Origin of the sequence: Baekduia sp., assembly GCF_035318805.1 — a bacterium.
Classification (GTDB): domain Bacteria; phylum Actinomycetota; class Thermoleophilia; order Solirubrobacterales; family Solirubrobacteraceae; genus Baekduia.
Map to the genome: position 1 here is coordinate 1 of NZ_DATHDY010000022.1, position 18,946 is coordinate 18,946.

At 73.2% G+C, this 18,946-nt stretch carries 16 protein-coding genes and 2 tRNA genes; 6 read left to right on the forward strand and 12 right to left on the reverse strand.

Going from position 1 to position 18,946, the window contains the following annotated elements; all coding sequences use genetic code 11:
- The 4 genes from VK501_RS05415 to rpmI form a co-directional block, all read right to left on the reverse strand.
- Positions 1 to 785 (reverse strand): phenylalanine--tRNA ligase subunit alpha (locus VK501_RS05415; protein ID WP_324335419.1); only part of this gene is annotated, 785 nt, incomplete at its 3' end.
- Positions 785 to 1,465 (reverse strand): RNA methyltransferase, encoded by a 681-nt coding sequence (locus tag VK501_RS05420; protein ID WP_324335421.1) that lies wholly within the window; start codon positions 1,463 to 1,465, stop codon positions 785 to 787. The genes VK501_RS05420 and VK501_RS05415, both read right to left, overlap by 1 nt.
- Before the next feature lie 120 nt (positions 1,466 to 1,585).
- Positions 1,586 to 1,951, reverse strand: a complete 366-nt coding sequence (gene rplT, locus VK501_RS05425) for a 50S ribosomal protein L20 (protein ID WP_324333719.1) — start codon at positions 1,949 to 1,951, stop codon at positions 1,586 to 1,588.
- Positions 1,948 to 2,151, reverse strand: a complete 204-nt coding sequence (gene rpmI / locus VK501_RS05430) for a 50S ribosomal protein L35 (RefSeq protein WP_349258945.1) — start codon at positions 2,149 to 2,151, stop codon at positions 1,948 to 1,950. Before rpmI ends, rplT begins: the two co-directional genes overlap by 4 nt.
- Positions 2,152 to 2,274: 123 nt before the next feature.
- On the opposite strand from rpmI, the gene VK501_RS05435 reads away from it, so the two are divergent.
- On the forward strand, positions 2,275 to 5,292 hold the full coding sequence (locus tag VK501_RS05435; RefSeq protein WP_324335423.1) for a helix-turn-helix transcriptional regulator: 3,018 nt from the start codon (positions 2,275 to 2,277) through the stop codon (positions 5,290 to 5,292).
- 6 nt (positions 5,293 to 5,298) lie between these two features.
- On the opposite strand, the gene infC is transcribed toward VK501_RS05435, so the two are convergent.
- A complete protein-coding gene (gene infC, locus VK501_RS05440) occupies positions 5,299 to 6,084 on the reverse strand; it encodes a translation initiation factor IF-3 (RefSeq protein WP_324335425.1) in 786 nt (261 codons plus the stop codon).
- Positions 6,085 to 6,234: 150 nt separating this feature from the next.
- Here infC and VK501_RS05445 point away from each other — a divergent pair, with 150 nt between their 5' ends.
- The gene (locus VK501_RS05445) at positions 6,235 to 7,317 is read left to right on the forward strand and encodes a GGDEF domain-containing protein (protein WP_324335427.1); all 1,083 of its coding nucleotides are present in this window, start codon (positions 6,235 to 6,237) and stop codon (positions 7,315 to 7,317) included.
- A gap of 17 nt (positions 7,318 to 7,334) precedes the next feature.
- On the opposite strand, the gene thrS is transcribed toward VK501_RS05445, so the two are convergent.
- Entirely contained in the window at positions 7,335 to 9,266 is a 1,932-nt protein-coding gene (gene thrS, locus VK501_RS05450) for a threonine--tRNA ligase (RefSeq protein WP_324335430.1), read from the reverse strand.
- Positions 9,267 to 9,457: 191 nt separating this feature from the next.
- Here thrS and VK501_RS28880 point away from each other — a divergent pair, with 191 nt between their 5' ends.
- Genes VK501_RS28880 through VK501_RS05465 form a run of 3 tightly spaced genes read left to right on the forward strand, consistent with a single transcriptional unit; the run spans position 9,458 to position 12,588 of the window.
- Positions 9,458 to 10,021, forward strand: coding sequence for a transglycosylase family protein (locus tag VK501_RS28880; protein WP_324335432.1), 564 nt, complete (start codon positions 9,458 to 9,460; stop codon positions 10,019 to 10,021).
- A 36-nt stretch (positions 10,022 to 10,057) separates the two neighbouring features.
- Positions 10,058 to 11,158 (forward strand): aminotransferase class V-fold PLP-dependent enzyme, encoded by a 1,101-nt coding sequence (locus tag VK501_RS05460; protein ID WP_324335434.1) that lies wholly within the window; start codon positions 10,058 to 10,060, stop codon positions 11,156 to 11,158.
- The gene (locus VK501_RS05465; protein ID WP_324335436.1) at positions 11,158 to 12,588 is read left to right on the forward strand and encodes a glycosyltransferase; all 1,431 of its coding nucleotides are present in this window, start codon (positions 11,158 to 11,160) and stop codon (positions 12,586 to 12,588) included. Before VK501_RS05460 ends, VK501_RS05465 begins: the two co-directional genes overlap by 1 nt.
- A gap of 434 nt (positions 12,589 to 13,022) precedes the next feature.
- Here the strand turns inward: VK501_RS05465 and VK501_RS05470 are convergent, their stop codons facing one another.
- From VK501_RS05470 to VK501_RS05495, 6 genes are all read right to left on the reverse strand, one after another.
- A complete protein-coding gene (locus VK501_RS05470; protein WP_324335438.1) occupies positions 13,023 to 13,748 on the reverse strand; it encodes a neutral zinc metallopeptidase in 726 nt (241 codons plus the stop codon).
- A gap of 208 nt (positions 13,749 to 13,956) precedes the next feature.
- Entirely contained in the window at positions 13,957 to 14,157 is a 201-nt protein-coding gene (locus VK501_RS05475; protein WP_324335440.1) for a hypothetical protein, read from the reverse strand.
- Positions 14,158 to 14,325: 168 nt separating this feature from the next.
- Complete coding sequence (locus VK501_RS05480) at positions 14,326 to 15,285, reverse strand: aldo/keto reductase (RefSeq protein ID WP_324335442.1); 960 nt, start codon at positions 15,283 to 15,285, stop codon at positions 14,326 to 14,328.
- Positions 15,286 to 15,959: 674 nt separating this feature from the next.
- On the reverse strand, positions 15,960 to 17,717 hold the full coding sequence (locus VK501_RS05485; RefSeq protein WP_324335444.1) for a PKD domain-containing protein: 1,758 nt from the start codon (positions 17,715 to 17,717) through the stop codon (positions 15,960 to 15,962).
- A gap of 410 nt (positions 17,718 to 18,127) precedes the next feature.
- Positions 18,128 to 18,200: transfer RNA gene (locus VK501_RS05490), tRNA-Val, on the reverse strand.
- Positions 18,201 to 18,215: 15 nt separating this feature from the next.
- Positions 18,216 to 18,677: a cupin domain-containing protein gene (locus VK501_RS05495; RefSeq protein ID WP_324335446.1), complete on the reverse strand. Its 462-nt coding sequence runs from the start codon at positions 18,675 to 18,677 to the stop codon at positions 18,216 to 18,218.
- Positions 18,678 to 18,785: 108 nt separating this feature from the next.
- On the opposite strand from VK501_RS05495, the gene VK501_RS05500 reads away from it, so the two are divergent.
- A tRNA-Cys gene (locus VK501_RS05500) sits at positions 18,786 to 18,856 on the forward strand.
- Positions 18,857 to 18,946: the final 90 nt, after the last annotated feature.

Sequence of the window (18,946 nt, forward strand, 5' to 3'; positions counted from 1 at the left end):
GAGACGTCGACCTCGACGCTCGGCTCGGTGAACGGGAAGAAGTGGCCGCGCAGGCGCACGTCGCGCTCGTCGCCGAAGATCGCGCGGGAGAACTCCAGCAGCGTGCCCTTCAGGTCGGCCAGCGTGATGTCCTCGTCCACGGCCAGGCCCTCGACCTGGTGGAACTGCGGCGTGTGCGTCGCGTCGTTGTCGCGCCGGTAGACGCGGCCGGGGATCACCACGTACAGCGGCGGCGGATGGGCCTGCATCGCGCGCACCTGCATCGGCGAGGTGTGCGTGCGCAGGACCGTGTCGCCGGACGTGTAGAACGTGTCGGTGCGCCCGCGCGCGGGATGCGTGAGCTCGTGGTTGAGCGCGTCGAAGTTGTACTCGACGGTCTCGACCTCGGGCCCCTCCATGACGGTGAAGCCGAGGCCGAGGAACACGTCCTCGAGCTCGCGCCACGTCTGCGTGATCAGGTGCAGGCGCCCGATCGGCTGCACCGGGTCGCCCGGCAGGGTGACGTCCACGCGGTCGGCGACAAGGCGTGTGTCCAGCTCGACGGCGTCGAGGCGGTCGCGGGCGGAGCCGAGCTCGGCCTCCAGCGCCTTGCGCACCTCGTTGGCGCGCTTGCCGACGGGACCGCGCTGGTCGGGCGCCAGCTCGCCGACGCCGCGCAGCAGGTTGGGCAGCTCGGCCTTGCGACCCAGCAGGCGCACGCGCAGCTCCTCGAGCGCCTCGGTGCTGCCGGCGGCCTGGACGGCGGCCAGCCCCTCGGCGTGGATCTCTTCGATGCGGTCGAGCATCAGGCCTCCGGGACCCTAGTCAGTTCATAAACCGCCAGCGTGGCGGCCATCGCCGCGTTCAGCGACTCGTTGGCGATGGGGATGTGGGCGGCCCGATCACAGGCCTCGAGGACGTCCGGAGCCAGCCCGGCGCGCTCGGCGCCGACCACGAGCGTGACGTCACGAGATCGGTCCCACCCACCCCCCCGCAGCGGGTCGCCGCGCCTCGCGTCCAGCGCGATGCGCACGCCGGGCAGCTCGTCGACCGACGTCGCCCGGGCCACCGGGACGTCGAAGATCGCGCCCATCGAGGCACGCACCGCCTTGGGGCCGTACGGGTCGGCGGTGCCGGGCCCGACGACGACCGAGTCGGCGCCGAAGGCCAGCGCGCCGCGCAGGACCGTGCCGACGTTGCCGGGGTCCTTGACGCCCCACAGCGCCACGCACAGCGGACCCGCCGGCTGGGCCCAGCGCTCCTCGAACACGCCGAGCGCGCGCGTGCCCGAGCCGAGCGCGGAGACCTTGGCCAGCGCGTCCTCGGTGACGTCGATCCCCGCGCGCAGCAGGTGCACGGGCTTCCAGCCAGCGTGCTGCGCGGCGGCGAGCAGGTCCTCGCCCTCGGCGACGAAGCGCCCGCGCTCGCGCCGCGTCTGCAGACGCCGGATGTCCTTGAGAAGCGGGTTGGTGTGGGAGGTGATCATTGGCGGTGCGGTGGTGGCTGGCTGCTGATCCAGGGCAAAAAGAAGGGCGCCGTCCCGGTGAGGAAGCGGCGCCCTTGAGGAGCTTGGCACTCCCTTCGGGAGCGCGATGTCGGTGAGTCGCTACGCAGCGGCTGCCGACGCCTCGCGGGCGGCCTCGGCAAATCGGCGGAACGTCTCGGGATCGCGCACGGCGATGTCGGCGAGGACCTTGCGGTCGAGGTCGATCTCCGCCAACTTGAGTCCGTGGATGAACTCACCGTAGGAGAGCCCGTTGAGGCGGGCGGCCGCGTTGATGCGCGTGATCCACAGGCGGCGGAAGTCGCGCTTGCGGTTGCGGCGATCGCGGTACGCGTAGGAGTCGGCCTTGGTCAAGGCCTCCTTCGCGCGCTTGTAGTTCGAGTTCGCCTCGCCACGGAAGCCCTTGGTGAGCTCCAGCGTCTTGCGACGCTTCTTCTTGGCGTTGACGGATCGCTTGACGCGGGTCACTTCTTCTTCGCTCCCAACAGGGTCTTGACCCGCGGCTGGTCATGCGGAGACAGGACGAAGTCCTTCCCGAGGTGTCGCTTGTGCTTCGGCGACTTCTTCTCGAGGATGTGGCTCGTGAAGGCGTGGCGAGCCTTGACCTTGCCCTTGGCGGTCAGCTTGAAGCGCTTCTTGGCGCCCGAATGGGTCTTCATCTTCGGCATAGCGGAGGCGGGCCAGTATAGGAAAGAGCACGCGGAATATCGCGCGGCTGGCCCGGGGCCAGTATGGCAGGAGTCGCGCGGGGGCGCGGTCTGGGTGGGCGGGCCGTGATCTAGGCTAGCGCGGTGGCCGCAACCACCACCAGCAGCCGACTCATCGGGCGCGAGCGAGAGCTCGAGGCGCTCCGCTCGGCGCTGCGCGACGCGTGCGAGGGCCGCCCCGGGCTGGCCTTCGTCGCCGGGGAGTCCGGCGTCGGCAAGACCCGGCTGCTCAACGAGCTGATCGCCGGGGCCGAGGAGCTGGGCGCGCGCGTGCTGGCCGGCGAGTGCGTCGAGCTGGGCGACGGCGAGCTGCCCTACGCCCCGCTGGTCGGCGCGCTGCGCCCGCTCGTGCGCCGGGGCGACCCGGGCCTGCTCGGCCTGCCGGCCGCCGCACGACGGGAGCTGGCGGCGCTGCTCCCAGGCCTGGCCGACCCGGACGGCGAGCCCGACGGCGACGGCGCGTCGCGCCCCGGCGGGGAGTCCTCGGACCGCGGCGGCCAGGCGCAGGGCCGGCTGTTCGAGGCGCTGCTGGCCGCCCTGGACCGCATCGGCCGCGAGCAGCCCGTGCTGCTGGTCATCGAGGACGTCCACTGGGCCGACCGCTCCACCCGCGACTTCCTGTCGTTCCTCGGACGCAACCTCGCCGACGAGCGCGTGCTCGCCGCCCTGAGCTACCGGCCCGACGAGCTGCACCGCCGCCACCCCCTGCGCCCGCTGCTGGCGGCGCTGGAGCGCACGCCCAACGCGCACCGGATCGAGCTGTCGGGGCTGCGCCCGGAGGACATCGCCGCGATGGCGCGCGAGTTGCACGGCAGCGAGCCGTCGGCCGAGCTGGTCGACCGCCTCGTGCGCCGCAGCGACGGCAATGCGCTCTTCGTCGAGGAGCTGCTGGCCGCCGGGCCGGGGCCGCTGGCCCCGAGCCTCGCCGACGCGCTCATGGTGCGCGTCGAGCGGCTGCCGGCGCCGGCGCAGGAGCTCATGCGCGCGCTCGCGGTCGCCCAGCCCGCCGACGAGGCCGTGCTGCAGGGCCTGGCGGTCCTCGACGAGCCGCACCTGCGCCAGGCGCTTCGCGATGCGATCGCCGGCCACGTCGTCTCCGTCGACGCCAACGACCGCTACGTCTTCCGCCACGTCCTGCTGCGCGAGGTCGTCTACGACGACCTCCTGCCCGGCGAGCGCTCCGCGCTGCACCTCGCGGTCGCTCGCGCGCTGGAGGACGGTCTGCCCGGCGACGGCGGCCCGGGCCTGGCCGCCGCGGTCGCCCATCACTTCCACCGTGCCGGCGCCCAGCCCGAGGCGCTGCGCTCGGCGATCCGCGCCGCCGAGGCCGCGGGCCGCGCGCACGCCGAGGCCGATGCCGCCCAGCTTCTGGAGCGTGCGCTGGAGCTGTGGGACCGCGTCGACGAGCCGCAGGTGCTGACCGGCGTCGACCACGTCGAGCTGCTGCGCCGGACGGCGCACGCCCACCGCTACGCCGACGACACGCGGCGCGTCACGCTCCTCAACGAGGCGCTGCGCGAGGTTCGCTCGGCCGAGCCCGACGACCCGCGCGTGCCCCTCCTGCTGCGGCAACGAGCGATGGCCGAGTGGGCCCTGGGACGCGGGGAGGCCAGCCGCGCCTCGCTCGACCTCGCGCGGCGGCTGCTGGCCGACGACGCGCCGGTGGCCGACCGCATCGGCCTCACGATCTCGCGGATGAAGCTCGCGGCGCTGCAGTCGCGCTTCGCCGAGACCGTCGCGCTCGCCGAGGAGGTCCTCCCCGGCCTGCCCGGCACCGAGCACTCCGAGATGCTCAAGGCCGAGGCCTACAACCACCTCGGGCTCGCGCTCATCATGACCGGCGAGCACGACCGTGGCGTCGCCGCGCTGAGGGAGGCGGCGGTGCTCGCCCGCGACGGCGACGACGCCCAGCTGCTGGGCGTCGCGTACGTCAACCTGGCCGACGCCCTGCAGCTCTCGGGCCTGCGTGCCGAGGCGGCCGCCGTGACCGAGGAGGCCATGGGCCAGCTCCAGACCGGCTACCCCGGCTTCGAATGGGTGCGGACGATGGCGGCCGAGCTGGCGATCGACGGCGGCGAGTGGATCGAGGCCGACGCGCACCTGGCGCGGGTCGGGCGCACGAGCGGCGGAGGACGCGTCAACGTCGAGCTGCGCCGCGCCGAGCTGGCGCTGGGCCGCGGCCAGGACGATCGCGCGCGGACGGCGATCGAGGAGGTCGAGGCGCTGCTGGTCGACTCGCTGGAGCCGCAGTTCGTCGCGGTCGCCGGCGTCCTGCGGGCCGAGCTGGACCGCCGCAGCGGCGAGGCCATCTGCGCCCGCGAGGCGGTCGAGGACGCCCTCGAGCGACTGGAGTTCTGCAGCGACGACACCGTGCGGCTCGGGCGCCTGGCGGTCACGGGCGTGGCGATCGAGGCCGACCTGGCCCAGCGGGCACGCGACCTGGGCGACGCCGACGCGGAGGCCGATGCGCTCGGCCGCGCGGGCGCGATGCTCGACCGGGCCCGGGCGGCGGCCGCCGCCGGGCGGCCGTTGGAGAAGGCGTATGCGGCGACCGCCGAGGCGCATCACCTGCGCGCCGCGGGCGCCGACCCCCGCGAGGCCTGGGCGGCGGCCGTCGCCGAGTGGCAGCGGCTGGACCGGCCGCTCCCGCAGGCCTGCGCGTGGCGCTACGCCGCCGAGGCGCACCTGGCCCAGGGGCGGCGGGAGGCCGCCGCGTCGGCCGCACGCGAGGCGCTCGCGCTGGCCCGGCGCCTCGGCGCGACGTGGCTGGTCGGCGAGCTCGAGGGATTGGCCGCGCGGGCGCGCCTGAGCGTGGACGCGGCCCCGGTGGAGGGCACGCAGGCCCACGCAGACGGCGGCGCGGCGGACGCGAGCGCCCGCGACGGCGTCGAGGACGTCGACCCGTTCGGCCTGACGCCGCGCGAGCGCCAGGTGCTGCTCCTCGTGGCGCGCGGCGCCACCAACCGCGAGATCGGCGCGGAGCTGTTCATGGCCGAGAAGACGGCCAGCGTCCACGTCTCCCGGATCCTCGGGAAGCTGGACGTGCGCAGTCGAACCGAGGCGGCCGCCGTAGCGCACCGCCTCGGACTCGCTGCAGACTGAGTGGTGCTACTCGGCGGTGCGGGTCTCGGCCTCGGCCGGAGCCGCGGCCGGGGCGTCGCCGTCGGCCGGGGCGTCGCCGTCGGCCCTCGGGGCGGCCTCAGCCGCGGGAGCGGCCTCGGCGTCCGGAGCGGCCTCGGCGTCCGCAGCGGCCTGCGCCTCGGCGGCAGCGCCGTTGTCGGCGGCCTCCTCGGCGGCGGCAGCGGCGGCAGCGGCGGCGCGATCCTCGTCGATCGTGCCGGCGAGCACGGCCTTGCTGGGGCCGAGCATCATCGTCATGTTGCGGCCGTCCAGGTTCGGACGCTGCTCGATGACGGCGAGGTCGGCGAGCTCCTCGGCCAGACGGTCGAGGATCATGCGCCCCCGCTCGGGGTGCGTCACCTCGCGGCCACGGAACATGATGGTGATCTTCACCTTGTCCTTGTGGCGGAGGAAGCGCTCGACGTGGCCCTTCTTCGTGTCGTAATCGTGCTGCGCGATCTTCGGCCGGAACTTGATCTCGCGGATCACGATCTGCTGCTGGTGCTTGCGCGCCTGCTTCTGCTTCTGGGCGATCTCGTACTTGTACTTCGAGTAGTCGAGAATGCGGCAGACCGGCGGCCGCGCCTCAGCGGCGACCTCGACCAGGTCGAGCTCGCGATCCTGCGCCATGCGCAGGGCTTCATCGGTCTTCATGATCCCGATCTGCTCGCCATCGTCGCCGATGACGCGGACCTCGGGAACCCGGATGCGCTCGTTGACACGCGTGGTGTCGCGCTCGGGCGGGCGCCGGTCGAACCTACGCGGGACCGGCACTAGCTGTTCTGTCGGCGGCTCGTCATGAGCGCGGCGCCGACCTTGTCGCGATGCAAATCAACGCCACCGAGTATAGACGGATCGTCCAGCCGTCTGCCAGCGCCGTGTACGAGCCTTCAGGAGGACCCCGCCCCGGCCGACCAACGAGCTGTGGGATCACACCCTGAGACCGGGCTGGACCTGCCGCGCCTGCGGGCGCTGCTGCATCAGGCGCCCGACCACTACGAGATCCTCGATCGGCGCTTCGTCGGCCGCCTCGCCGGCTTCCTGTTCTGGTGCGCGGGCCTGATCGCGGCCGCCCTGCTGGCCTTCGATCCGCCCACGTCGGCGCTCGGCGGCCTCGGCTGGGTGCCGGCGGCGATCACCGTGGGCCTGGCCTTCGTCTTCGGCGGGGCGATGGTCGTCACCCAGCGGACGCTCGGCACGGGCATGCTCATGGCGATCGCCCTCTCGGGGCCGCTGATGCTCGGCATGCTGCAGTGGCTGGCCGGATCGGCGTCGTCCTACGACCAGCTCGTGATCCTGTCGGTCGTCTGGTGCGGCGTGGTCCTGCCCGCCCGGCGCCTGTTGCTCCTCCTGCTCGCCGACACGGTCGTCGTCTTCCTGCCCGCGGCCTACGGCGACTGGAGCGCCGGCCTGCTGCCCGAGCGCATCGCCACGCTGGCGATCGCCTGGGCCCTGGCGCTGCTCTGCTTCGTGTGGTCGGGCCACATCCGCAACATCCGTCGCACGCTCGACGCCGAGCGCGCCGCCGCCGACGAGCTCGCGCGCGTCGACGCGCTGACCGGCCTCGGCAACCGCCGCGCGCTGGACGAGGCCCTGGTCGGCCAGGTCGCGCTGTCGCACCGCACCGGCCGGCCGATCGCGGCGCTGGTCGGCGATCTCGACGGCTTCAAGTTCATCAACGACGTCCACGGCCACCACACCGGCGACCGGCTGCTGCGCGACGTCGCCGCGGTCCTGCGCCAGGTCGTGCGCAGCCCCGACGCGTGCTTCCGCTGGGGCGGCGACGAGTTCGTCGTGCTGCTCGGGGAGGCCGACATGGCCGAGGCCCACGAGGTCGCCGACCGGATCGCCCGCGCGATCCGCGTGCGCTGCGCCACGCCGGACGGCACGCCCGTGACGATGACGCTCGGCGCCGCCGCGCACGCCGAGGGCACGATCGGCGCGGAGCTGCTCGCCGACGCCGACGCCGACCTGCTGGTCGCCAAGTCCGGCAGCCGCGCGGCCTGAGCGGCGCGCGCGCCGGGCTACTTCCGAGCCGCGACCAGCTCGCCGATCGTCGCGACGAACTCGTCGACGGTGACCGTGCCCTGGTCGCCCTCGCCGTGACGGCGCACCGAGACCGAGCCGGACTCGGCCTCGCGGTCGCCGACGACCAGCATGTAGGGGACCTTGGCCAGCTCGGCGTCGCGGATCTTGCGACCGACCGACTCGTTGCGGTCGTCGAGCGCGACGCGCAGCCCGGCCGCCCGCAGCCGCTCGCGCGTCTGCGCCGCGGCGTCGTTGTGGCGCTCGGAGATCGACAGAACGGTCGCCTGGGTCGGCGCCAGCCACAGCGGGAACTCGCCGGCGTAGTGCTCGACGAGGATGCCGATGAACCGCTCGAAGGACCCGAGCAGTGCGCGGTGGATCATCACCGGACGGTGCTCGGCGTTGTCGGCGCCGATGTAGTGGATGTCCAGGCGCTCCGGCATCTGGTAGTCGAGCTGCACGGTGCCCAGCTGCCACGAGCGACCGAGCGAGTCGCGCATGTGCAGGTCGATCTTGGGGCCGTAGAAGGCGCCGTCGCCGGCGTTGATCTCGTAGTCGAGCTCCTGGCGGTCGAGCGCGTTCTTCAGCGCGGCCTCCGCGCGGTCCCACATCTCGTCGGAGCCCAGCCGCTTCTCGGGACGCGTCGACAGCTCGAGCTTGGGCTCGAAGCCGAACAGCTCGTACAGCGCGAAGCCGAAGTCCAGGCAGCCCACCACCTCGTCCTCGATCTGGTCCTCGGTGCAGAAGATGTGGGCGTCGTCCTGCGTGATGTGGCGCACCCGCATGAGGCCGTGCAGCGTGCCGCTCGGCTCGTGGCGGTGGACGAGGCCCTGCTCGCTGAAGCGGATCGGGAGCTCGCGGTAGGAGCGCCGGACGTCCTTGAACAGCTGCACGTGTCCGGGGCAGTTCATCGGCTTGAGGCCGAACGTGCGCCCCTCGACCTCGCTGAAGTACATGTTCTCGCGGTAGTTGTCCCAGTGGCCGCTGGCCTTGAACAGCTCGACGTCCCAGAGGATCGGCGTCTTGACCTCCTCGTAGCCGCGCACGCGGTTCTCGCTGCGCCACAGGTCGGTCAGCTGGTTCCAGATGACCATGCCCGGGGGCTGCCAGAGCGGCATGCCCGGTGACAGGTCCGAGAACGTGAAGAGACCGAGCTCCCGGCCGAGCTTGCGGTGGTCGCGTGCCCGGGCCTCCTCGAGCAGGTGCAGGTGGGCGTCGAGCTCCTTCTGCTTGAAGAACGCGGTGCCGTACACGCGGGTGAGCATCTGGCGGTCGGAGTCACCGCGCCAGTAGGCGCCCGCGACCGACTGCAGCTTGAACGCGCCGATGCGCCTGGTCGTCGGCGCGTGCGGTCCGCGACACAGATCGGTGAACGGTCCGTTCGTATACAGGCTGACGGTGTCGACGGGGTGGGCGGGATCGGCATCGTTGACGAGGTCCTCGATCAGCTCGACCTTGTAGTCCTGGCCCTCGGCGCGGAAGCGCGCCAGCGCGTCGCCCACCGAGACGTCCTCGCGGACGAACGCCTCGTCGGCCGCGACGTGCTCCTTCATCTTGGCCTCGACGCGCTCGAAGTCCGCGTCGGAGAACGTGACGCCGTCGGGGAAGTCGAAGTCGTAGTAGAAGCCGTTCTCGATCGCCGGGCCGATCGAGATCTTCACGCCGGGATACAGCTCGAGCATCGCGGCCGCGAGCACGTGCGCGGTGTCGTGGCGGATGAGCGCCAGCGCGTCGTCGCCCGAGCGGTCGGTGATGATCTCCAACGTCGCGCCGTCGGGCAGCGCAGCAGTGAGGTCACGCGTCGTCCCGTCGACCTTCACCGCCAGGGCCGCCTTGGCGAGCCCTGGGCCGATGGAAGCTGCCGCGTCGGCGCCCGTGGCGCCGTCGGCGAGCTCGAGCTCCTTGCCGTCCGGGAGGGTGACCTTCATCGGTCGCATCCTAGTCTCCCGGTTCGGTCTCCCGGTTCGGTCTCGCTACCGTGTCGCTTACCGGTTCGCTTCGGGACGCCGGTCCTGCGCACCTCGCGCACACGTCCCCGCGCCGGCCTTCGCAGCACCCGACGCGGCACAGGCGCGTGCGCCGACGGCGTTCCGCCTTCACCGCCCGAAGGAGGGATCCCATGCGATCTCACATGCTCACCGGACTGATCCTCGGCGGCAGCGTCCTCGCGGTCTCCGCCGCCCCTGCCTCCGCCACGCCGCTGTCCGCCGCCCTGCCGGGCGAGGGCGCCGGCCTCGCGCCGCTGGTCAGCGTCGCCAAGACGCCGCTCGTGCAGCGGAACGTGCGTCTCGCGCGCAAGGTCGCCGACGTCAACGGCGTCAAGCTCGAGCGCGGCTACGCGGAGACCCTGCGCGGCTTCACCATCGCCAAGCTCGCGCGCCACCATCGCCACCTCACGCGCGAGCTGCGCCACGCGCGGCGCCGGGCCCGCGCCCGCGCCCGTGACGCCCGATCGGTCGCCTCCCCCGCCCTGCAGGCCATCGCCAACTGCGAGTCCGGCGGGAACCCGGCGACCGACACCGGCAACGGGTTCTACGGCAAGTACCAGTTCACGCTGCAGACCTGGCAGGCCGTCGGCGGCTCGGGCAACCCCGCCGTGGCATCCGAGGCCGAGCAGGACCGCCGCGCCGCCGCGCTGTACGCCCAGGCGGGCGCGGGCCAGTGGCCGGTCTGCGGCCGGTAGCGCCGCGTCGAGTTCCAGGAACGTAAGGTGCGCGGCATGGACGCCGCCCGCCTGCGCGCCGCCTTCCCGGTCCTGGAGAAGACGGCCTACCTGAACGCCGGGACCTGCGGCCCGGTGCCCGCCGCCGCGCACCGCGCCGCGATCGAGGCGTGGCGGATGGGCACCGAGGAGGGCCGCGGCGGACCGTTCTACGAGCGGCTGATCGGGCTGGCCGAGCAGCTGCGGGAGCGCTACGGCGCCGTGCTCGGCGCCGAGCCGGCGGACGTCGCCCTGACCAGCGGCACCAGCGACGGATGCGGGCGCGTCGTGGCCGGGCTCGCGCTCGGCCCGGGCGACGAGATCCTCACCGCCGACGACGAGCACCCGGGCCTGCAGGGTCCAGTGATCGCCGCGCGCGAGCACCGCGGCGTCACGATCCGCGCCGTGCCGCTGGCCGAGCTGCCGGGCGCGGTGACCGACACCACCAGGTTGATCGCGTGCTCGCACGTGTCGTGGCACAGCGGCGCGGTCGCGCCCGTCGCCGAGCTCGTCGCGGCCGCGGCGGCGCGCGACGTGCCGGTGCTGCTCGACGGCGCCCAGGGCGTCGGCGCCGTGCCGACCGACGTCGCCGCGCTCGGCGCGAGCTTCTACGCGGGCTCCGGCCAGAAGTGGCTGTGCGGCCCCGTGGGCGCCGGGATGCTGTGGGTCGACCCGGCGTGGCTGCCGCGCGTCAGCGCGCTCGCGCCCGCCTACGGCGGGCTCGACTCGCCGGCGCTCGGCCTCGGCTCAGCGCTCGCGCCGGGCGCGCGCCGGTACGACCTGCCGTCGGTGGATCTGGCGGTGCTCGCGGCGGCCGTCGCGGCGTTCGACGTGCTGGCCGAGGCCGGACTCGCCGACGTCCAGGCGGCTGCCGTCGCGCGGGCCGGCGCGCTGGCCGACGCGCTGCGCGAGGCCGGCCACGACGTCGTCCCGCGCGGGGACACGACGCTCGTGTCGTGGCACGTCGCCGGCGGCGACGAGGAGGCCGTGGCGGTCCGCGACCGGCTCGCCGAGGCCGGCGTCGTCGTCCGCGACCTGCCCGGCACCGGACGCCTGCGCGCGTCGGTCGGCGGCTGGAACGACGACGACGACCTCCAGCGGCTGCTCACGGCGCTGTGATGAGCGCGGGCGTTCCCAGCGTCTGGGTGCTCGTCGCCGCCTACGACGCCGAGCCGTACGTCGGGCAGGCCGTGCGCAGCGCGCTGGCCCAGGACTACCCGCCCGACCGGCTGCACGTGGTCGTGGTCGACGACGGCTCGACGGACGGGACCGCGGCGGTCGTCGCGGCGCTCGCCGAGCAGCACCCCGCGCGCGTGACGCTGGTGCGCCAGGAGAACCGCGGCAGCGTCGGCGCGGTCAACCGCGCGGCCGAGGCGGTGCCGGCCGGTGCGGACTTCCTGGCGATCCTCGACGCCGACGACGCCTGGCCGGCCGACAAGATCGCCGCCCAGGTCGAGCTGCTGACGGCCCGGCCCGACGTCGGCCTCGTCTACACCGACATGCGCGTGATCGACGGCACGGGCGCGGTCCTCCAGGAGTCGTGGCTGCAGGGCGTGCGGCCGCCGACGGGCCGCGGCCTGCCGACGTTCCTGCGCGAGAACCTGGTGACGGGCTCGTCGATCGTCGTGCGCGGAACGCTGCGCGAGGCGCTCTTCCCGATCCCCGACGACATGGCCTGGGCCGACTGGTGGCTGGCCGCACGGGCCGCGCAGGTCTCCGAGGTCGCCTACCTGCCCCTGCCCCGCACGCTGTATCGCTTCCACGGGACCAACATGTCGCTCGGGTCGCAGGGCCCCGCGCGCCTGCGCGAGCTGCGCAAGGGGCTGGCGCTGCAGCGCTGGTTCCTGCGGCGCGTCGAGGCGGACGCCGTTTCGGTGAGCGATCTGGAGCAGATCTGGGACGGGTTCGCGCGGCTGGCGCAGGAGGCGCTCGAGGCGGCGGGCACGCCGTTCGCGTCGCTGGTCGACGTGCGCCCGGCCGATGGCGCGGAGGCCGCGGCGCTGGGGGTGCGCGCTCGCGCGTTGCTGGCCGCCGGCGACGTGCACGAGGCGCTGGTGGCGGCGGTGCGCGGCGCGGCCGCCGACCCGCAGTCAGACGCCGTGCGCGACGCCCTGGTCTCCGTGCGCGCCGCGGTCCCCGACGGCGTCGGGCCCCAGCCGCTGCGGGGCGCGCGACCGCTGGTGGTGTGCCTCGAGGCCGACGAGGTCGTCCGCGATCCGGCCGTCCTGGGCGCATGCGCCGCGGCGCTGGCCGACCTGCCCGGCGTGACGTTGGCGATCGACGCCACGTCGTTCGATCAGGACGAGGCGGCGGCCAAGATCGGCGGCGTCGCCGAGGCGCTCGGCCTCGCCGACGACGACCGCGTCGACCTCGCGCTGGTCACCGGCCCGCTGGACGAGCTGGGCTACGGGCGCCTGCGCGCCGGCACGACGGCCCGCCTCGGCACCCGGCGGTCGGGCGACGGCACGCCGTGGTTCGCGCCGGGCTCCGAGCCCGCGCTGCGCGAGCTGCTGCTCAGCAGGGCAGCGCGAGCTTCGCCGCCGGGTTGAGGCAGCTCGTCTGACGCTTGGGCGCCCTGCCGGCCTGGACGGTCAGGCGCTCCACGTGAGTGACGGCGCCGGGTGAGCCGACCCGGGATCTCCAGCACCGTGCCGGTCGGCAGCCTGGCGTTCTTCAGCGCCGGGCCGAAGGCGACGGGCTGGAACGATGCTCAGCGGACGCAAGGCGATGGTCGTCCGCTACCGGTCCAACGACGTCGCCAAGGTCGTCTACACCGCGACGCACGGCGGCGCCGCCCGGCGCTGCGGGTAGCGGTTGGACCGAGTCGACGGGCCCACGCCTCGCTTTCGACGCTTCTGCCGTCAGACGCCGTGCGGTCGTCCGATGGCACGACGTTACGCCCGGCGCCGTGTCACGGCAACCGCTGGTCGATGTGAGCGGGCGCCGGGTCGAACAACCGACCGGTGCGACCCGCCAGCTGCTTTCAGAGCGACAGATAGGAGCTGCAACCTGACGGGCTGCCGTCGCGGAACCCGGTCAGGACCGCATCGTGGCGCTGCTGGGGCGTGCCGTGGTGCTGGGGGCTGAGGAACTGGAAGTCGCCGACGGCCAGCGCGGTGTCGAGCGCCTGCTGCACTCCGGCGGAGTCGAGCCCGCCGCGCCCGTAGTCCCACCGCGCCCAGGTGCCGGCCAGGCAGTCCGCGTTGAGCTCGGTCGGCAATGCCGACCGATGCCCGGTCAACTCCCCGTCCTCCTGCTGCACGTTGTGGGCGTACTCGTGAGCGACGACATAGGCCAGCGCCCACGCTCCGGCCGCGTGCCCGAAGCCCGCCTGCTGCCCCGGCAGCCCGGCCGCCACACCGTTGTAGAGCGCACCGGCAAACGCCTGACCGACGTAGATGGTGTCGTCGGTCGAGCAGTAGAACGCCGCGTCGTCGCCCGCGGGCACGCCGCACGCAGTGGCGACCCGGGCGCCGGGCGCCACCCAGACATGAGCTACCGACGGCGCCGCGCGCCCCTCGGCGGCCTGCTCCTGGCGCCAGTAGGTGTCCACGTTGGCCAGCACGCCGTCCAGGTAGGGCGCGACCGCCGAGGGCGCGATGGCCGCCGGCGCGATCGCCCACGCCTGCGGCGAACCGCCAAGCACCAACAGGGCCACCAACAAGAGGAAGAGTGCGGGACAGACCCGCCGCGTCAGGAAACTGGGCATTGGCCGACCGTAAACGCGGCCAACCGCGCCCGATAGGCAGGAAGCTTCGAAATCGGCAGCCGCATCGTCGTACGTTTCGCCACCTCGCCTCGTGCTGCGCTGCGCCGATCAACGCGCCGCCGGTCCATCCCGCCTTCGCGCTCGCCGACCAGCACACCCGCCGCCCGCCGCACCTCGCCGCGGCGCGCCGTTGGCGGCTGACGCTGGCTCAATAGAGGCCGCCGATCTGCTTGGCCAAGTGCTCGACGAGCGCAACGCGCCGCCGCGTTGGCGCCTCTCCGTAGACCTCCGGCGTGGCGGTTCTGGCCCCGGCTTGGAGATCGCGCAGGAGCTCGTAATCGCCTGCGAGCTGCTCTCGCAGCATCACGCGCAGGGGGTCGAGGTCGGAAGGGTGAAGGGTGATCAGCATGCCCTCACGATGTCCACTGACCCGCCCAGTGTCCACGACACAAACCGGACAGTCGGCGTGAGTGCCGAAGCGACCGGTCGGCCATAGCGCTCGCCCGTGCCCGTGCGGACGGCGTGCTCGCTGATCGCAGCTCGTCCGTTGCGGCTGTCCTTCTCCAGCGGTGCGACGCTAGCTCGGTCGCTGGGTGCCGTGGTCGAGGGCCAGCAAGTCGTTGTCCGACAGTTCGATGAGCGCGGCGTTGGCGTTCTCGCGTAGGTGCAGTGGCGAACCGGTGCCGGGGATCGGCAGCATGACGGGCGATCGGTGCAGCAGCCAGGTGAGCGCGATCTGAGCCGGCGTTGCCCCATGACGGGCGGCGACGCTGGCCAGGCTGCTGGGAGACCGGGCGAGTTCGCCCATGGCCATCGGAGCCCAGGGCAGGAAACCGATCCCGTCCGCTTCGCACGCACCCAACACGTCGCCGGCCGTCTGGTCGGCGATGTTGAAGCGGTTTTGGACGGTGGCGATGTCGATCAGCTCACGCGCTCGGTGCAGCTCGTCGACGGACACCTCCGAGACGCCGACGAAACGGATCTTTCCCTCATCGCGAAGCTCCGAAATGACGCCGAACTGGTCTTCGACCGGGACCTCGGGATCGATCCGGTGCAGCTGCCAGAGGTCGATCGTGTCGAGCCGAAGGCGGCGCAGGCTGTCCTCGCAGTCGGCTCGCAGCCGCTCGGGGCGCCCGTCGGGGTGGCCGCCGCGGCGGAGTCCGCCCTTGGTGGCGATCACGAGTCCTTCGGGATAAGGATGCAGCGCGTCAGCGATGAGCTCTTCGGAGCGGCCGTAGACCTGCGCGGTGTCGATCAGGTCGACCCCGAGCTGCACCGCCTCGCGCAGGATCTCGCGGGCCGCGCTCCGGCTTCCGGGCTCGCCCCGCATGCCCGGCAGCCGCATGGCGCCAAACCCGAGTCGGTGCACACTCAGCACGCCGCCAATCGCGAACGTGCCAGAGGCACCCGCGGGCATGGACATCTCGTTGGAAGGACCGGTCATCCGAGGCGAGGATACGGCGAGCTTCTCGGCAATCATCGCCGAGGCTCCTGCTGGGACGAGCAGCGCGAGCGGTCGCGCGCCGCCTTCGAGCACGTCGTGCGCGGGCGGCGGCCTGACCCCGTCAATGGCCCGGCATGATGCACTCCGACCGGCGGCTTCTGCTTCCGTGCTCCGGCCGGACGAACCCTCGAACCCCGAAAGCCGATCACATGCGCTTCACCACCGCCCACCTTGACGACATCGACCGTCTCGACAGCGACGGCTTGATCTGGCGGCCGGTGCGGCGCACGCTCGGCGTCACGGCGTTCGGCATCAACGGCTACACCGGCGTCGCGGCCGGCGACGAGGTCATCGAGAGCCACGACGAGAACAGCCCCAACTCCGGAGGCCATGAGGAGCTCTACCTCGTCACGTCGGGTCGGGCAACGTTCACGGTCGACGGCGAGACGCGCGACGCGCCAGTCGGCACGCTCGTGCTCGTCGCGCCCGGCGTCACGCGCGAGGCCGTCGCCACCGAGCCCGAGACGACGGTACTCGTGATCGGCGGCCGCCCTGGCGCGGCATTGCCCGTGTCGGCGTTCGAGTACTGGTACGCGGCGCGGCCCGCGTTCGCCGCCGGCGACTACGACCGCGCGACCGAGATCGCTTCCGAGGGCCTCGCCGACCACCCCGACAGCAGCGGACTGCACTGCCCGACAGCAACACCATTGACAACCCGTCCTCCTTCATGGAGACGAAACTCGGAAGCGGTGTCGGTCCTGTTGTGCCTACTTGACGATGCGAAAGCTCACGCGGCTGGATGTGCCGGTGTGGCCGTTGGCGGCGGGGGTTGCGATGAGCCGGTAGCGGCCGGGCGTGAGCGCGTGGCCGGTCAGCCGGCCGGTGAACGTGAAGCGGTCGGCGCCCGCGGCTCGGGTGCGGGTGAAGCTGCCGCGCACCGCCACGAAGCGGGTGCAGGGCTTGCGTGTGCCGTTGCTGCGGGTCGGTTTGACGCAGCGTCCGCTGACGGTGCGCCCGCTGGTGGCGCGCTGGATGGTGAAGCGGGTGTTGGCGGCGACGTTGAGCGTGTAGCTCACGCGCGTTCCGGTACGAGCCGCGGCGGCGGTGGCGCTGGCGCCCGAGCGCGCGGCGCGGAACGTCGCCGGCGAGAGGCGCAGCCCGGCGACTGTGGCCGCCACCGGCGCGGGCGGGGGCGGGGGCGAGGATCCGGGAGGCGAGGGCGTCCGCACGCTGATGCTCCGCGTGGCCGTGGTCGTGTTGGCGCCCTGGTCGGTGACCGTGACCGTCACCGTCCGGTCGCCCGCCGTCGCGTAAGCGTGTTGGACGCTCGCGCCCGTCGCGGTCGTGCCGTCGCCGAAGTCCCACGTCGCGGTCGCGGCCGTCAGGGCGTCCCACGGGGTCGCCGAGAACGTCGCGGCGTCGCCGGCGGTCGCCGTGGCCGGCACGGCGACATCGCGCGCCTCGGGCGGCGTGGCGTCGTAGATGGTGGCGTGCAGGGAGTAGTTGGTGCCGTCCTTCGACCCCCAGAGCGTCGCCGCGTCGCCGGACGCGTCGCCGGCGACGATCGCGCCTGTGGACGTCCCGACCGTCGCAAACGGCGTGGCGTCGAACACCCCGAGCGCGCCTCCCGGCGGCGCGACCGCCACGGACGGGAGCTTGCCGTCGACCACCATCAGGTTCGATCCGGCCGCGGCCGCGTCGATCCGGGCCGTCGCGGAGGGCAGCACCGTCTGCGTCGCGCCGAAGCCCGAGCCCGACGTCCGCGTCGCCATGTCGAGTCCGCCGCCGGCCGCCAGCGGGGGCCAGAGGAAGCTCGTGCGCCCGGAGGCGTCGGCCGTCAGGACCCCCGTGATCAGGGCGCTCGGCAGCGTGCTGTTCACCGTGCGGGTCTCGAAGTCATGGGGGAACATGCCCTGGAAGGCACCCGCCGGGCCGGCGGTGCGCGACTTGCCCTCCCAGTGCGTGACCGTGGTGTTGGCGCCACTGTCGACGATGGCGCGGAGCCAGATGAGCGCGATCTCGCCGGCCGGGTCAAACGCGACCTGCGTGGCCTGGAGGTAGAGCGACTGGTTTACATTCGGGGCGGCGGAGAGCGCCGAGACCGGCGTCTTGAACGACGGTCCGCCGGCCGGCCGGTAGGCCGTCATGACGCGGCCCAGCGTGACGCTCGTGTCGGTCCAGGCCAGCAGGATGTCGGAGGCCGGGCCGGAGGCGATCGCGAGGCTCCCCGGGTTCATGCCGCTCGTGATCGTGACCGGCGCGGAGAACGCGCCGGACACGCCGCGTACCGACACCTCGACCGTGCCTCCCTCCAGCCAGCCGACAGCCACGGTGCCGTCGGGCGCCATCGTCAGGACGGGGCCGCTGCCGATGCCCGGGCCCGACAGCGGCACGGCCACCGGCTCCCACGCGCCGCCGGGCGCGCGGGTCGCGACGCGCACGTAGCCGCCTTCCAGCCAGCTCGCGGCCTGCGCGCCGGAGGCGTTGGCGGCCAGCGACGCGCCCGTGACGCTGGCGCCGCGCATCGTGCGGGTTGGGGACGTCGCGGGCAGTGTCAGCTTGGTCTCAACCCCAGGCGGCTGGACGGATGAACCAGCGGTTGCGGACCGCCGATCGCCCGGGAACGCCTGAGCGCACCATGCCGACCCAGCTTCCTGCAGCAGATCGGCAAGTTCGCCCTGCAGCTCCCAGCACCCCAAGCTGGCCGACGAGGCCCACGCCCGGCGCGCCACCAGTAGACGCGCAAGCGCATGGGACGAGGCGCACCGCCGCCTCGTCGGCAGCCCCCGGCGTGACTCCGTCCGACAGCCCCGCCCGGCCGGCACGGCCTTGAAACGTGGACGAAGCGTGGACAGTGACGGGACCCCTCGGCGCCGGGTCGGGTGACGGCCCGGGCTGAACGACGAAACCCCAGCTAGTGCCGGGGTTTCGTGAGTGGGCGATACTGGGCTCGAACCAGTGACCTCCTGCTTGTCGAGCAGGCGCTCTCCCAGCTGAGCTAATCGCCCCTGGGAGCGGGAAGACTAGCAACCGCCGTCGGGCAGGCGCGTGCGGACGTCGTAGGCCCCTTCGGGCATGTCGCTGCCCGGGATGTAGTCGCGCACCCAGATCTCGTTCGTGTCCGGGAAGAGGTTGACCTCGGGCGCGACCATCGTGCTGACGATCAGCAGGCGGACGGTCGCGTCGGAGTCGTTGCGCAGCTCGTGCGCTCCCGCGTGACCGGCCGGGAACGCGACGACCTCGCCGGCCGCCAGCATGCGCTCGCCGTCGAGCGTGCGGAGCGTCGGCGTGCCGGTGACGACGACCAGCATCTCCTCGTTGTGCAGGTGGATGTGCAATGGGAACGTCGCGGCGCCGGGCGGCACGTCGAACAGGGACGCGCCGAGCCGATCAGATCCGGCCTGGCGGCTGATGCGCGAGCGCTGCCAGACGAAGGGCGGCCGATCGCGCTCCATGTCGAACTCGGGCTCGTAGATGTTGGGCATGGGCTCCTCGGGTGGGGTGATCGTCGTGGACGTGTCGCGGGTGCGGACGCCGGTGCCATCCTCGACCGGACGCCCGACGGGCGAAGCATCTACCCTGTGGGCGATCTCGGCGCCGTGGCGGAGTGGCTACGCAGCGGCCTGCAAAGCCGTGTACACCAGTTCGATTCTGGTCGGCGCCTTGGTCGGAACCCTCGCTTCGGTGGGGGTTTCGTCGTTCTGGGAGGCGACGAGTCGCATTGTGGCACCGAGCCGTTCCGGTATCCGTAGCG